We start from the raw sequence: 14,909 nt of genomic DNA, 5'->3' as shown, positions 1-14,909 counted from the left end.
CGCACAAGCAGCGCGACGGCGTTCGCGTCGAGGACTACATTCGCCGCCCGCGCCGCGTCGAGAAGATCGGCGCGAAACGCCGCCGCGTCCGGATGCCGATTTTTCGGATCGCGCGCGGTCGCCCTGGCGACGGCCTCGGCGATCGCCCTCGGCACGTCTTTGCGGATCGTATCCACGCGCGGCACATCGTTGTCGAGCCCGGCGAGCGCGTCGCCGAGCGTGCCGCGCCCGCGCAAGCGCCGCCCCGCGAGGATCTCCCAAAGCACGACGCCCGCCGCGTAGACGTCGGATGCGGGTGTGGCGGGCTCGCCCTTCAATTGTTCGGGCGCGACGTACGCGGCCTTGCCTTTCACCACGCCGGGCGCGGTCGAAAGCACGCGGTCGGCCGCACGCGCGATGCCGAAATCCGCGAGCTTCGCCTCGCCGGCGCGCGTCAGCAAAATGTTCGAGGGCGAAATGTCGCGATGCACGAGCGAAAGCGGCCGGCCGAACGCGTCGCGCGCGTCGTGCGCCGCCGCGAGCCCCGCGAGCACGGAAGCGAGGATCTGGCACGCCGCCGCGACGGGCATGACGCTTCCGCGCCGCGAGACGGCGACGGCAAGAGCGTCGAGGTCGCCGGCGTCCGCGTATTCCATCGCGAGGAAGAGCGTGCCGGTGTCGTCCCGGCCGAAATCGAAGGTGTGGACGAGCCCGCCGTGGGACAGCGACATCGCCACGCGCGCTTCCTCGAAAAACGCCTCGACGAACCTTGCGTCGCCCGCGAGGTCCGCGCGGATCCGCTTGACGACGCACAGCTTGGCGACGCCGCCGGGGCCTTCGCGCCGCGCGAGGAAGGCCTCGGCCATGCCGCCTTCGCCGAGCGGCTCGATGATGTCGTACGCGCCGACGCGCACCCCGGCTATTTCCCGTTATAGACGATGCGGAAAACCATGCCGGACATGTCGTCGGAAACGAGCATCGAGCCGTCGGGCAGCACGAGCAGATCGGCGGGGCGGCCGAGCACGCGCGGCCCCGGCTGAAGGAAGCCCGTGGCGAACTCCTCGTACGACACGGCCTCGTTGCCCGATAACTTCACGACCATCACGCGGTAGCCGATGGCGTTCGTGCGGTTCCAGGAGCCGTGCTCGGCGATGAAGATCGCCCCGTGATATTCCTTGGGGAACTTCGTGCCCGTATAAAAGCGCATGCCGAGCGCGGCGACGTGCGGACCGAGCTTTCGCGCGGGCGGCGTGAATTCCGTGCACGGCTTGTCTTTGTATTTCGGATCCTGCAGGTCGCCGCCGTGGCACCAGGGATAGCCGAAATTCATCCCGGCCTTCGGCGCGCGATTCAGCTCGTCGGGCGGCAGGTCGTCGCCAAGCCAGTCGCGGCCGTTGTCCGTGAACCACAACTCCTTTGTCTTCGGATGCCAGTCGTAGCCGACGGTGTTGCGGATGCCGCGCGCGAACGACTCGGCGCCCGTGCCGTCTTTTTTCATGCGCGTCAGGCCGTGGAAGGGATCGTCCTTCAGGCAGATGTTGCACGGCGCCCCGACCGCCACGTACAGCATCCCGTCCGGGCCGAACTTGATGTACCGGCCGCCGTGGTGTTTCTCGTCGGGCAGCTTGTCCGTGACGACCACCGGCGCGGGCGGGTTGTCGAGCGTGTCCTCGATGTCGTCGAAGCGAAGGATGCGGTCAATCGCCGAGACGTAGAGATCGCCCTCGTGGATATCCAGGCCGAGCGGCTCGGTCAGCTTCTCGCCGATGTTCCACACCTTGTCCGCGCGGCCGTCGCCGGTCGTGTCGCGCACGGCATACACCTGAGGTCCGTGCGACCCGACAAAAACCGTCCCCTTCGGCCCGAGCGCGAGGCCCCGCGCGCCGGGCACGTCCTTCGCGTAGATATAGATCGAAAAGCCCGGCGGCAGCTTGATGGTCTTGGCAAGCGACGGCGGGCCGTCCTGGGCGCCGGCGCGCGCGGCGCCGGCGGCAATCATGAGAACAACAGCCGCGGCGACGATCGCGCCGCGCGTTCGCGCGGATCGTAAGTTGGTCATTGAGCCCCCTCGTAGGTGACGCGATACACCACGCTTGCATAGTCGTCCGAGATCAAAAGCGAGCCGTCGGGCATCTCCAGCACGTCCACCGGACGGCCCCAGCGCTCTTCGTTGTCCCGCAACCAGCCCTCGACGAACACGTCGTAGGATGTCGCCTCGTCATTGCCGTCAAGCGTCACGGTCGTGACGCGGTATCCGATGCGGTCCTCGCGGTTCCACGATCCGTGCTGCGCGTTGAAGACGCGGCCGACGTAATCCGCGGGAAACATGCCGCCGCGATAGAACGTCATGCCGAGCGCGGCGACGTGCGGGCCCATCTTTTGCACCGGCGGCGTGTAGTCGCCGCACGCGTGGTCCTCGTCGCCGAATTCCGGATCGGCGACATCGCCGCCGTGGCAATACGGAAACCCGAAGTGCATGCCGGCGACCGGGGCGTGATTCAGCTCGTCGTCCGGGATGTCGTCGCCCATCTCGTCGCGGCCGTTGTCGGTGAAAAACAGCTCGTCCGTGCCCGGGCGAAAGTCGAATCCCACCGAATTTCGGATGCCGCGCGCGTACACCGTGAGGTTTTGTCCGTCCGCGTCCATGTGCTGGACCGTGCCGTTGGGGTCGTTCACCTCGCACACGTTGCACGGCGCGCCCTGCGGAATCCACAACTTCCCGTCCGGGCCGAACTTGATGTATTTCCACCCGTGCTGCTGCACGTCGGGCAGGCCGTCGATGAGCACGACCGGGTTCGGAGGATCGGTCAGGTCGTCCTCGATGCCGTCGTAGCGCGTGATGCGGTGCACTTCCGCGACGTACAGGTCGCCGTCGCGAAACGCCACGCCGTTCGGCGTATTGAGCCCGTCCGCGATGACGTGCACCGTCTCCGCAAAACCGTCGCCGTCCTCGTCCACCGCCGCGTGCACGTGGTCCTCGCGCGAGCCGACAAACAACGTCCCCGCGGGTGAAAGCGTCATCTGCCGCGCGTCGGGCACCTGCGCCCAGACGCAAATCCGGAAGCCCTCCGGCACGGTCAATTCGTCGATCGGCAAGCCTGCGTCGGGGCAATCGGCATCGTCGTCATCGCCCGCGTCGTCATCATCATCATCATCGATATCGTCGTCGCCGCTCGTGTCGTCATCGCCGGGCGCGGCGTCGTCATCGTCATCGTCGTCGCCGCCGCAATGGCAACCCGTGCCCAAGGCGATCGCGAGCGCCAGCAACGACGCGAAAAGCGCCGCGAACGCTACCGAAACACGCGACATCATTTCACCCCCGTATAGGTGATGCGATAGACCATGCCGGCCCAGTCGTCGGAAACAAGGAGCGAGCCGTCGGGCATCTCGAGCACGTCAACCGGGCGGCCCCACTTGTCGCCGTCGTCCTTGAGCCAGCCCTCGGCGAAAACGTCATACGACGTCGCCTCGTCGCTCGCGTTCAGCGTCACCGTCATGACGCGATAGCCGATCGGCACCGTGCGGTTCCAAGATCCGTGCTGCGCGTTGAAGATGCGCCCTTTGTAAGCTGCCGGGAACATGTCGCCCTTGTAGAACGTCATGCCGAGCGCGGCGACGTGCGGCCCCATCTTCTGCACCGGCGGTGTGTAATCGACGCACGGATGATCGATGTCGCCGAAGGTGGGGTCGGGCGTATCTCCCTGATGGCAATACGGAAAGCCGAAATGCATATCCGCGACGGGCGCGTGGTTCAACTCATCGTTCGGCAGATCGTCGCCCAGCAGGTCGCGGCCGTTGTCCGTGAACCATAGTTCGTCCGTGCCGGGACGCCAGTCGAAACCCACGCTGTTGCGGATACCGCGCGCGTACACCGCAAGCCCCGTCCCGTCGTCGTTCATTGACTGGATCGTGCCGAAGGGGTCACCCACCTCGCAGACGTTGCACGGCGCGCCCTGCGGAATCCACAGTTTTCCGTCCGGCCCGAACTTGATGTATTTCCAGCCGTGGTGCGTGTCCGCGGGCAGCGTGTCGATGAGTATCTCCGGCGCCGGCGGATTCGCCAGATCGTCCTCGATGCCGTTGTAGCGGATGACGCGGTGGATCTCCGCGACGTAGAGATCGCCGTCCTTGAAGGCGACGCCGTTCGGGCTGTTCAGGCTGTTTGCGATCACATCGACCGTCTCCGCGACGTGATCGCCATCGAGATCCCGCGCGGCGTACACCGTGGAAACGCGCGTGCTGATAAAAAGCGTCCCCGAGGGCGATAGCGCGATCTGCCGCGCGCTCGGCGCGACCGCATAAACGCAGATATTGAACCCCGCGGGCAGGACGACATCGCCAAGCGGCAGGCCCTCGTCCGGGCACGGGCCGACGATATCCGTGTCGTCATCGCCCGTGTCGTCATCGCCGGTATCGTCATCGATCGTGTCGTCGTCCGCGTCATCGTCGCCGGTGTCGTCGTCGATATCGTCGTCATCGAGTTCATCATCGTCGACCGCGTCGTCATCCGCGTCGTCGTCCGCGTCGTCGTCCGCGTCATCGTCGGGCAGGAAGTCGTCATCGTCGTCGTCGATGTTCGGCAGCCCGCCGGTGTCGTCACGGTCGTCGTCATCGTCGCCGCAAGAGCATCCGGCCAGGGAGACAAGAAAAAGCAGCGCGAAGACCGCGAACGCCGTCGCGAGCGCGATGTCGAGCCAGCGCCCCGCATTTTCGTGTTGATCGAAAGACCCCCGGATCGCGCCGTGAAACATCATGCGTCCCTTCCGCCCCGCCATTATCGGGGTCATGGCTCCGGCCAAAGGATAGCAGAGGCGCTCGCGCGGTCCATCCCGCGCGCGTATCATGGGAGTCGGGCGCGGCGCGCGGTGGACATTTTGGCGCACTTGCGGATAATCCGCGCCCCGTTGCAGGAAAATGCAAGGGGAAACGGGGAGGAACCATGTTTACGCCGGCCAACCGGATTCGCGTCGGGAACATCGTGGAGATCGAGGGCGATCCGTGCCGCGTCATGGACGCGACGCACATCACGCCCGGCAAGGGCAACGCGGTGGTGCAGACGAAAATGCGCAACCTGCGCACGGGGGTGCAGTTCGAGCAGCGCTTCCGCTCGGTGGAGGACATCAAGCGCGCGTTCCTGGACGAGCACGAGATGGAATTTCTCTACTCCGAGGGAACGCACTACCATTTCATGAACACGGAAACGTACGAGCAGATCGCGATCGACAAGGACGTGCTGGGGGACATGACCGACTGGCTCGTCGAGAACATGCGCATCACCGTGTTGTTTTTCAACGAGCAGATCGTGGGCGCGTCGCTGCCCAAGACGATCGAATTGAAGGTCGTCGAGACGGTGCCCTACATGCGCGGCGCCACGGCGACGAACTCCCCCAAACCCGCCAAGCTCGAAAACGGCGTCACCATCAACGTGCCCCCGTTCATCGAAGAAGGCGAACTGATCCGCGTCGACCCCGATGCGCGCGTCTACCTGGAACGCGCGAAGTAACCGCCGAGCGCCCTGGGAGCGCAGGCGTCCCGCCTGCTTCGGTGCGATTCGCCGGGACCGCGGGCAGCTTGCCTGCTTATTTTGTTCACGCGGAGCCGCGGAGCGCGCGGAGGTCGATTGGAACCGCGACCGTAAGGGAGCGGGTACAGCCCGGGTCCGCCGAGCGCCAGCTCGGCATGCGACTCCCCTGGGAACGCCGAGCTTCAGCTCGGCAAATGTTTCACGCGGAGTCGCGGAGCGCGCGGAAGTCGTCGGAACCGCGACCGGCCTGCCGCGCCGAAGCTTAGGCGAAGGCGGGTCACCTGCTTCGAATCGCGCCCCCTACTCCCCGCGCTCCTCCTCCAACTTCATCAACGCCTCCGCAATCGGCCCCACCAACTCCGCATCCGGCTCGATACCCGCCAATTTCGTCGAATTTGAATAGTTTGAAAGATAACGCTTCATCTTGATTTTAAGGGCTTGCGGGAATTTAAGGAATGGCTCGCGCAGCGTCTCGACCGCTTGTCGCGCTGCTATAACTGCCTCACCGTTCCGGTCAAGCCTGTGCAGTGTGGCGGCTCTATTATTTCGCGACTGTGCGAGATTTACAATATAAGCATCGTTGTTTCTCCGAGCGAGATCGGAGTAAATTTCGACCGCTTCGTCCGCGACCTTAAGTGCCTCTATTAGTTGATCCAAATGTCCGTATCGGGCACAAAGATTAGGGAGCGCACTGGCAAGGCCTGGCAGAAACGCGTCGCGGTTCTTTTTTACAAGGATACGGTAATATTCAACAGCTTCCTCCGTCACTTTGAGCGCCTTCACGTGTCGATTAATGCCGGAAAGAATCGTGCCAAGATTGTTGAGTACCATTGCCAGATCGGGTAAGAATTCGTCCCTGTTTTTTTTAGATAATTCACGAAACAAGCCTTCCGATTCCTCCATCGTAACCAGTGCCTGATTTGTCTTACCTAGATCGTTGTATCGATTGCCCAAATTGCTAAGAACCACTGCCAGCCTAGGCAGAAAGACATCGCGGTCCTTCTCCGCTAACTTGCGGTAAATAGTCACAGCCTCATCGGTAACCGATAGAGCTTTCTCGCGCTCGCCGAGATCACTATAATTCACGCTGATGTTGTTCAACGCACTAGCCAGATCGGAAAAAAACGCGTCGCCGTTCGTCGCCGCATGGTCACGGAAGTGCACGACAGCTTCTTCTGCTGCAGTAAGCGCTTCTAGGCGCTGGCCGAGATTGCTGCGGCGGACGCCAAGGACGTTTACATAACGAGCGATGTTGATTTTGTCGCCCGGGCGAGTCGAACGGGCAAATTTAACGGCGCGTTCCGTTACGTCTGCGGAAAAAAAAGTTAGAGCGATAGATCGTTCGGGAAGCCACGGGACGATTGCATATGCGACCGGTCCAGACAATTCGCTTATTCGGCTAAGTACCGTCAAAGCACTGAATCGCGTTTCGTCATGACTGAGCGTCGCGTCAAGCAATTCTATGTGCGCTTCGGAACTCTTGTCCTTCAAAATACTGCCGATTAGCCGTTCGCCCACGAGGTCCGGTTCGATGGGTGTTAGCCGCGCCATTCCGCGCTCGTGGATTGTCCGCGCTATGGCTACCGAATCTTTTCCAGTCTCCGCGAATGATTTCAGTCGAAGCAGAATTTCCGGCTGGCGCGGTTGCGACGGTGGAACCGCCAGCGTCGCAAACGCCTTGGCGAGTCTGAAGACTTGCAGTCCGTATCGGTTCCATAGCGGTTCGCCCGCGAGCTTTTTCCAATAGCGATACTCGTGCTCCAGTAGGCGGTCGATACTCTCGTTGAAAGACGCCGGGGCGATACCGAGCACGGCGTTCAGGGCAAGAATGTGCAGCGTCAGGGCGTCTTGCGCGCGATCCGAGACGTACGGGTTTTCGTCGTGGAGCCTCTCAAAATCGGGTTCCTCAACGTCGGTGTCGCCACCGAACGCTTTCGCGAAATGTATGCGTGCGTGACGATAAGCGTCGCGCTGCAGTTCCGGCGTGGGCGCGAGCGGCGAAACTTCTTCAGCCTGACATTGACCGATGGAATCGATATGCGGCGCCCATGATCCGATGCGGACATTTTCCCACCAGTCGCCGTGTGTTCCCGCATCTCGCGCGAGCAGCACGACGCGAATGCGGCCGCCGTAGCCTTTGGCGCGCAGCCTGGAAATGACCGTGCCGAGATGTTCGACATCCGACAACTTGGCATCGGCATAGTCGACAACGACGAGTGCGGAACGCACGTCGTCAAACGAATCGAGGTCTAACTCTGACCCTTCGATGAAAAAGCCCGCGTGCCAGTCAGGATCTTTCGTTGCGACCCTGCGGCACAACTCGCGAAACAGGCGCGTCTTCCCTCGGCCGCCGGGGCCGTGAAAGACGCGAAGGCCGAGTTTTGCGTCGCTTCGGCACCAGTCGAGTAATTCGTCGATCAATGCGTCGCGGCCGTGAAACCGCACGACGCCGTACATCGGAACGAGAGCCAGGCGCGGGTTCGCGCCTTCGGGAAATTCTTCGTATGGCGGCTGTAGGGGTAGCGGGCTGCGTCGTTTTCCCGTAGCGCGAATCTCCTCGACGCCGCCCCTGATTTCCCCCAACTCGGCGAGAACCACATTGATCGCATCGATGATTTCTTCGGCGAGTTTCTTTGTCTCTTGATGTTGGATGTCGCCAAGAAAAGCGGCGGCTTTTGCGTCGCCATCCAAAATCTTCGCGAGAGCGGCGGCAAACGAGGCGACAAGAGCGTTCGCGATATCAACGGCGACTTGCTCGGACAAGGAACGAAGGATGAGCCTTTTGACAAATTCCGCGCGGAGCCGTTCGCTTGCTCCGGGCTTTGCGATATCGCCCATTTCGGAGGCGATTTCGTTGATTCCGTCCTTCGAAAATTCGACGCTTTCCGCCGTGATTTCTTTGGTCGTCGGAGACAATGACTTTTGCAGGATATCGGCGAAACGCTCCTCACTGCCCGCAAATCGCTTCGCCATCGATTCCGTAAGCCGTTCGGCAAGCTTAAAGCCGACAAGTACGCCAAGCACGGAAATCGTTGCCGCCGGGTTGGCAATCACGACAGGCAGCACAACAACCGCGACTTCAAGCGCTTCGATAATATTTGATTTGGAACTCATTGGACCGCGGGAACGATATCACTCGGCTTCCGTAGTGAAAAGAATTTGAAGGGAGAAGCAGGTGGGGACACCTGCGGTCCCGGGGAGGGGCCGGTGCATGAAGACGTGCGGCGTGGTGTTTGGGGGCGCGTCGGTGACGCGGGACGTTGAATTGCCGATCCTTCGTTTCGCTCAGGAGGCGTTCGGCGTTCGCGGGGCGGCGCGGCTCCGCGGGCGATAAAAGCGGGCGGGCCGCCCGCGGTCCCAGGCCATCGCAGTCACAGGTCCGAAGCAGGCGGGACGCCTGCGCTCCCGGCGAATCGCAATAGAAGCAGGCAGGACGCCTGCGCTCCCGGCGAATCGCAATAGAAGCAGGCGGGACGCCTGCGCTCCCGGGGGGATCGGCGCTCCCGGTGCCATCCTTTGCGTTCCTTGGTGCCTTCGCGGTAAAAAAGCCGCCTGGTTCGTCATTCGCAATTCCGCATTCCCCATTTCGCATTCGTGCCGAGGAGGACGCCGTGGCCGTATTGAAGGAATCGCTTCAGAAGGCGCTCAACGCGCAGATCAACGCCGAGGGCTATTCGGCGTACATGTACCTGTCGATGGCCGCGTATTGCACGCGCGAGAACCTGCCCGGATGCGCGTCGTGGATGACCGCGCAGGCCCACGAAGAGTTCGGGCACATGATGAAAATCTACAACTACGTTCTCGAACGCGGCGGCGCGGTGACCCTTTCCGCCATCGAGGCGCCGCCGGCGAAGTGGGCGGGACCCGCCAGGCTGTTCGAGGACGTGCTCAAGCACGAGCGCGCGGTGAGCAAGATGATCGACAAGCTCGTCGATCTCGCCATCAAGGAAAAGGACCACGCGACAAACAACTTCTTGCAGTGGTTTGTCTCCGAGCAGGTCGAGGAAGAGGCGACCGCGGACATGGTCCTGCAAAAATTCAAGATGGTGCAGGACGCGCCGAGCGGACTGTATCTGATCGACCGCGAACTCGCCCAGCGCGGCCAACGCGCGCCCTTTGCGCCGTCGTCCGGCCCGGCGGCGACCTGATCGAAAATTCACCGCAATGGCGCGAAGAACACGCTAAGGGCGCAAAGGGATAAATTCCCTTGGCGCTCTTCACGTCTTTACGGTATGAACATCTTGGCGTCTTCGCGGTTTTCTTTGCGCCTTCGCGGTAAAAAATGAGCCATCTCGTCTTCGTCACCGGCGCCTCCGGGCGCATCGGCGGATACGTCACGCGGGCCCTGATCGACGCGGGACATCGCGTGCGTGTGCTGCTGTTTCCGGAGGACAATGCGCCCGCCGGGGTCGAGGTCATCCGGGGCCGCCTGCCCCACCTGCCAGACGGCGCGCTCGACGGCTGCGACACCGTTATCCACCTCGCGGCGGTGCTGACCGGCACGCTCGACCGCACCTTTCATGCCGCGAACGTGCTCGGGACGCGCGCCGTGGCCGACGCCGCGTTGGCGGCGGGCGCGCGGCTCATCTACTCCTCGAGCGTGTCGGTTTACGGGCTCAAGGACGACGGCTTGCCGTTTCGCACCGGCGACACGCCGCACCCGCGCTGCGCGTACGGGCGAAGCAAGCTCGCCGGCGAATCCGAGGTGAATCGCGTGCCGGGCTCGGCGATCCTGCGCATCACGATGGTCGTCGGCACGCGCGACCGCAACTCCGGCAAGCTGCGGCGCATCGCGAAACTCGGCGTGTTTCCCGTGTCGCCGTACCGATTCTCCGCGATCGCGGCGGACGATCTGGCGCGCTGCTTTGTGCACCTGGTCGAGCATCCCGAAATCGCCGGAACCTTCACCGTGAGCGATGGCGCGTTCTACTCGTTCGACAGCCTCGCGACGCATTTCGAGCGCGAAACGGGAAAGCGGCTCCTGCGCATCCCCGGCTGGCCGCTTGGCAAAATGGGACTTGTCGCAAAGCTCCTTGGCCGGCCAAACGGCCCCCTTCACTTCACGCACGACCGCCACGCCGAACCGAATTTCCCGCCGGGATTCGAGCCGGCGGCGCGGGCCTTCGCGTTTGCGCCCGACGCGGGCGCGGGCGGGCGAATCAACCGCAAGCGCCGATGATTCGACAACAAATTCAAGGACATACGCCGTTCGATCCACCGCGTTTTTCATTTGCCGAAAAAGGGTGTATGATTCGTTATTCGTGAATCATAAATCGGCAGGTAAAAATGGACACCGCCGTCCGTTTTGACGCACCGCGTAATTTGACGCAGAGCGTAATTTTTGGTAGGTTCTCTGGCGCGTTCGGCCGCGAGCCGGGCGTTTTCGCGTATCCCCTCATACGTCGCGAATTTCCAATAAATCCACAAAGGGCAAAGGGTTCGTGATGGCCAAAGGCTCGACAATGGACGAAAGACTCCAAAAGGAATTGAAGAAGCTCCTCGAGCTCAACGAGACGGAACGTGTCAGCCGCAATCGCTGCTTCGACAAGTTCGACACCCCGTTCGGCCGCAAGCTGTTCGCGTATTACCGCACGTGCATGTCCCTGAAAAAGGAGATCTGCGACGAGCGGCGACGGCACACCGTTCACCTGAAGGCGGGTCCGTCGCGGCGCGAATTCGAGCTGCAAATCCTCAACGAGCCGATCCGCTATCAGCGCACGACCGTTCTCCCGATCACGGTGAAGCCGTTCTTCGAGAGCATTCTCCGGGAGAGGTTTCGCGAGGCGAGCTAGTCCGCGCGCGGACGCCTGACGCGTGCGCGGACTGGTGCTCCTGATACGGCGGATTCGCGCGATTCCGGTTCAACCGGACGCGCCGCGCGCGGCGTCGACCGTCGCGCGCGCGATGCGTTCGGGGTCCGCTTCCTTGATCGCGGTCACGGACGCGGGGAGCGGATCGGGCGCCGGATGCGCCAACACGCGGATGTCGCTCGCGTCTTCCGCGGCCAGGCCCTCGACAAGCCGGGCGATCGATTCCGCCGCCTCGTTCGAGACCCCCAACACCAGCACCGCCCGCACGTCCTCCTGCACCGCCACCCGGGCGGCGAACGCGGCTCCCTGCGTCAGCGACAGAAAAATCACCTCGCATCCCGCATCGCGCAGCCGCCGCGTGACGCGCCGGCCGAATTCGATCGGCATGGGCGCGCGTTCGGCGCCGGATTCGGGATCGGCGGCGGGTTCGGAGGGTTCGACGATGAGGATTCGGGGGCGCGTCAGCATGGCGAGCGCGGGATGTTGCCAGCTTTGGCCGCAAGCGACAAGGCGCGCCGCCGCCGCGGTGGCGATCGCGCTTTTCTTCGCGGTCGGCTGCGCGAAAAGTCCGGACGCCGGCGACGCCGTCGCGCCCGCGCGCGTCGCGTATCACCGCGTCGATCCGATCCTGACCGCGAACGCTTCGGAAGACGGACCGCTTCGGGTCGGCGCCGCGCGCGAGGACATCTCCCCCCGCGAGCCGGCCATCATGGGCGGCTACGGCATCTACATCCTCTCGACCGCGCTGTGCCGCTGGTCCGAGGGCGTGCACGATACGCTCTGGGCGACGGCGATGTACGTCGAAAAGGGCGAGACGGGCTTTGTGGTCATCGCGCTCGATCTCGTGGGACTCGTCGCGATCGATATCGACGATATCCGGCGCGGGGTCGCGCTGCAGATCGGCCTGCCGTTCGAACACGTCATCGTCACATCGAGCCACACGCACCACAGCCCGGACACCGCCGGCCTTTGGGGCACGATCCTTCCGCCCGTCTCGGGGCGCGACGAATCGTACATGCACATGATGAAGGTCGGCGCGATCCAGGCGGCCGTGGAGGCGTACGACGCGCGCGTGCCGGCGACACTTTCGTATGCGATCGGCGATCAGCCGGACCTGCACTGGAACACGTACGATGCCCTCATCGACGACGCGACGATCGACGACACGCTGACCGTCGTGCGCGCCGACGACGCGAACGGCGCGCCGATCGTCACGCTCGTGAACTGGGGCTGCCATCCGACGACCGAAGGCCCGCAAAACCGGAAAGCCTCGTCGGACTGGGTCGGTGCGATGCGCCGCGAGCTCGACAAGGCGAACGTCGGCTTGCCGATCTTCGTCAACGGGTCCATCGGCGCGTCGATTCAACCGAGCATCGCCTGGCGCGACGCGCGTCTTGGCGGCGAAGGCCAGGGGTTCCGCTGGGCCGATGCCTTGGGCGGCGAACTGGCCGGACAGGTCGTCGAATTGTCGAAATCGATGAAGCCCGCGCCGGTTGAGCGCATCGACATCGCGCAGGCGACGCTGACCGTGCCGATGATGAACGGCACGTATCGGCTGGCGCGCAACCTCGGCCTCATCGGCATGCCCGTGCCGGCGATCGGCGAGCCGTACGACACGTCCGTCACCGCCGTCGTCGCGGGGCCGCTGCGTTTTGGCACCATGCCCGGCGAGGCGGCCGCGCATCTGGGCGACGCCGTTCGCGGCTCTCTCGGCGGCAAGGCGCAGGTGCTCGTGGGCCTGGGGCAGGACTGGCTCGGCTACATCATCGACCCCGTGCAGTACGAAAACGATCTGTACGCCTACGAGCGCATGTTGTGCTTTTCGCCGTCCCTCGGCGTCGAGATGCTGGGAGCGTACGAGGAAATGGGAATCGCGCGGACGTTCGCGTGGCGGGAAGACGACGGATTGAAGAATGAAGTTGAAGATTGAGGATTGAGGCGCGCCGCGCGTTGTCGCCCGGTGTGCGCTGTCATCCAGAACGAAGCGAAGGATCCCGTCCCATGGACCACTGGAAAACCGCCGGCATGGAACGCTTCCTCGCGTTCCAATCTTCCATCGTCCATCTTCAATCTTCAATCCGATGACTTCGATCCTCGACGCCATCGTCGCCCTTGACTGGTCCGTCACGCGCTGGACCGTCCTTCGCTGGCTTTCGCTTCTGATCGCGTTCGCGACGATACCCTCCGTGCTCGTGCATCGACGGGGGCGGCCGACCGCCGCGCTGGCGTGGATTCTCGGCATCGTCGCGCTGCCGTACGTCGGCCTTCTGATGTGGTGGCTCATCGGACGCACCTACATCGAACGCCAGCGGCGGCGCTTTCGCGCCCGGCGGCGCCGCGCGGACGCGGGATTCGAAGCGGGCTTCGAGCCGCGCGACACGCTCATCGCCATCGAGAGACTTCCACGCGAGGAGGCGGCGAGCGTGTATCCGCCGACGGCGGGCAACCGCGCGCGTATCCTTGTGGACGCCGCCCAGGTGTACGCCGCGATGGAGCGCATGATCCGCGAGGCGACGCGCTCGATCGACATGCTCATGTACATCGTCAACGACGACGCGACGGGCGCGCGATTTCGCGATTTGCTCGCGCAAAAAGCGCGCGAGGGCGTGCGCGTCCGTTTTCTGGGCGACGGCGTCGGCAGCCCGGCGGCGGGCGGCGAATTTTTCCGGCCGCTCGCCGAAGCCGGCGGCCGCGTCGAGAACTTCCTGCCGCTGACCTTCACACGCCGCCTGCACACGATGAACTTCCGCAACCACCGCAAGATTCTGGTGGCGGACGGGCGCGTCGCTTACACCGGCGGCGTGAACGTCGGTGACGAGCATCTTTCGGGCTGGCACGATTTCGGCCTCGCGCTCGAAGGGCCCGTCGTCGAACATTTGTCCGACGTATTCGCGGACGACTGGTTTTTCGCGACGGGCGAAAATGCCGGCGACGAGCCGCCCGCGGGATCGGGCGCGTCGTTTTTCGACGCCGAACGCGGCGGTTTGCCGGATGACGAGCGCGCCGAATGTACCGTCGTCGCGAGCGGGCCGGATTCGAACTTCAACGCCCTTTACGACATGTTCTTCGTCGCGCTCACCACGGCGAAACGGCGCGTGTGGCTGACGACGCCGTATTTCATCCCCGATTCCGCCGTGCAGGCGGCGCTGCGCACGGCGGTGTATCGCGGCGTGGACGTGCGCCTGATGACGCCGAAAAAATCCGACCTGCCCGCGACGCGGTACGCGCAGCGCTCGTATTACGAGGCGCTCATCACCGCGGGCGTCGGCATTTACGAATACGAGCCCGCGGTGATGCACGGCAAAATGTGGATCGTCGATGACGATCTGACGGTCATCGGCAGCGCCAACGTGGACACGCGCAGTTTTCGCCTGAACTTCGAGTCGTCGTGTTTTGTCCGCTCGAAATCCGTCAACGCGCGCGCCGCCTCGATCTTCGAGGCGGACATGCGCGTATCCGACGAGATCACGCTCGGCGAGGTGCGCGCCAGGGGCCGCGGGCAGGCGATCCTGGAGGCCCTGGCACAGCTTTTCAGCCCCTTGTTGTAGAGCCAGCCGCCTGTTTCGCAGCGACGGCGCGGACAAGACGCGCTGCGC

Annotated in this window: 11 protein-coding genes and 1 pseudogene; 6 read left to right on the top strand and 6 right to left on the bottom strand. The window is 63.8% G+C overall.

Going from position 1 to position 14,909, the window contains the following annotated elements; translation table 11 throughout:
- From K8I61_08360 to K8I61_08345, 4 genes and pseudogenes are all read right to left on the bottom strand, one after another.
- On the bottom strand, positions 1 to 893 hold an 893-nt coding region (locus K8I61_08360; protein ID MBZ0272035.1), incomplete at its 3' end, for a serine/threonine protein kinase.
- A gap of 5 nt (positions 894 to 898) precedes the next feature.
- Positions 899 to 1,978, bottom strand: a complete 1,080-nt coding sequence (locus tag K8I61_08355; GenBank protein ID MBZ0272034.1) for a PQQ-dependent sugar dehydrogenase — start codon at positions 1,976 to 1,978, stop codon at positions 899 to 901.
- A gap of 56 nt (positions 1,979 to 2,034) precedes the next feature.
- Positions 2,035 to 3,191: pseudogene (locus K8I61_08350) on the bottom strand (PQQ-dependent sugar dehydrogenase).
- Between the two features lie 96 nt (positions 3,192 to 3,287).
- Positions 3,288 to 4,730 carry a PQQ-dependent sugar dehydrogenase gene (locus K8I61_08345; protein ID MBZ0272033.1) on the bottom strand — a complete coding sequence of 481 codons (1,443 nt, stop codon included), beginning with the start codon at positions 4,728 to 4,730 and terminating at the stop codon, positions 3,288 to 3,290.
- Between the two features lie 188 nt (positions 4,731 to 4,918).
- Here K8I61_08345 and efp point away from each other — a divergent pair, with 188 nt between their 5' ends.
- Positions 4,919 to 5,482 (top strand): elongation factor P, encoded by a 564-nt coding sequence (gene efp / locus K8I61_08340; GenBank protein MBZ0272032.1) that lies wholly within the window; start codon positions 4,919 to 4,921, stop codon positions 5,480 to 5,482.
- A 321-nt stretch (positions 5,483 to 5,803) separates the two neighbouring features.
- Here the strand turns inward: efp and K8I61_08335 are convergent, their stop codons facing one another.
- Complete coding sequence (locus tag K8I61_08335; protein MBZ0272031.1) at positions 5,804 to 8,617, bottom strand: tetratricopeptide repeat protein; 2,814 nt, start codon at positions 8,615 to 8,617, stop codon at positions 5,804 to 5,806.
- 569 nt (positions 8,618 to 9,186) lie between these two features.
- Between K8I61_08335 and K8I61_08330 the strand changes: the two genes are divergently transcribed.
- The 3 genes from K8I61_08330 to K8I61_08320 all read left to right on the top strand — a co-directional run bounded on the left by K8I61_08330 (position 9,187) and on the right by K8I61_08320 (position 11,295).
- The gene (locus K8I61_08330; GenBank protein MBZ0272030.1) at positions 9,187 to 9,651 is read left to right on the top strand and encodes a ferritin; all 465 of its coding nucleotides are present in this window, start codon (positions 9,187 to 9,189) and stop codon (positions 9,649 to 9,651) included.
- A gap of 134 nt (positions 9,652 to 9,785) precedes the next feature.
- Positions 9,786 to 10,682, top strand: a complete 897-nt coding sequence (locus K8I61_08325; protein MBZ0272029.1) for an NAD-dependent epimerase/dehydratase family protein — start codon at positions 9,786 to 9,788, stop codon at positions 10,680 to 10,682.
- A gap of 283 nt (positions 10,683 to 10,965) precedes the next feature.
- Positions 10,966 to 11,295: a hypothetical protein gene (locus K8I61_08320; GenBank protein ID MBZ0272028.1), complete on the top strand. Its 330-nt coding sequence runs from the start codon at positions 10,966 to 10,968 to the stop codon at positions 11,293 to 11,295.
- A 69-nt stretch (positions 11,296 to 11,364) separates the two neighbouring features.
- Here K8I61_08320 and K8I61_08315 read toward each other — a convergent pair whose 3' ends face one another.
- Complete coding sequence (locus tag K8I61_08315; GenBank protein MBZ0272027.1) at positions 11,365 to 11,781, bottom strand: hypothetical protein; 417 nt, start codon at positions 11,779 to 11,781, stop codon at positions 11,365 to 11,367.
- Between K8I61_08315 and K8I61_08310 the strand changes: the two genes are divergently transcribed.
- Positions 11,756 to 13,243, top strand: coding sequence for a hypothetical protein (locus K8I61_08310; GenBank protein MBZ0272026.1), 1,488 nt, complete (start codon positions 11,756 to 11,758; stop codon positions 13,241 to 13,243). The genes K8I61_08315 and K8I61_08310 overlap by 26 nt on opposite strands.
- 151 nt (positions 13,244 to 13,394) lie before the next feature.
- A complete protein-coding gene (gene cls, locus K8I61_08305; GenBank protein MBZ0272025.1) occupies positions 13,395 to 14,861 on the top strand; it encodes a cardiolipin synthase in 1,467 nt (488 codons plus the stop codon).
- Positions 14,862 to 14,909: the final 48 nt, after the last annotated feature.

This window comes from bacterium, from assembly GCA_019912885.1.
Taxonomy (GTDB): domain Bacteria; phylum Lernaellota; class Lernaellaia; order JACKCT01; family JACKCT01; genus JAIOHV01.
Note: the sequence above shows the minus strand (reverse complement) of the source record. Positions and strands in the feature narration are given on the sequence as shown.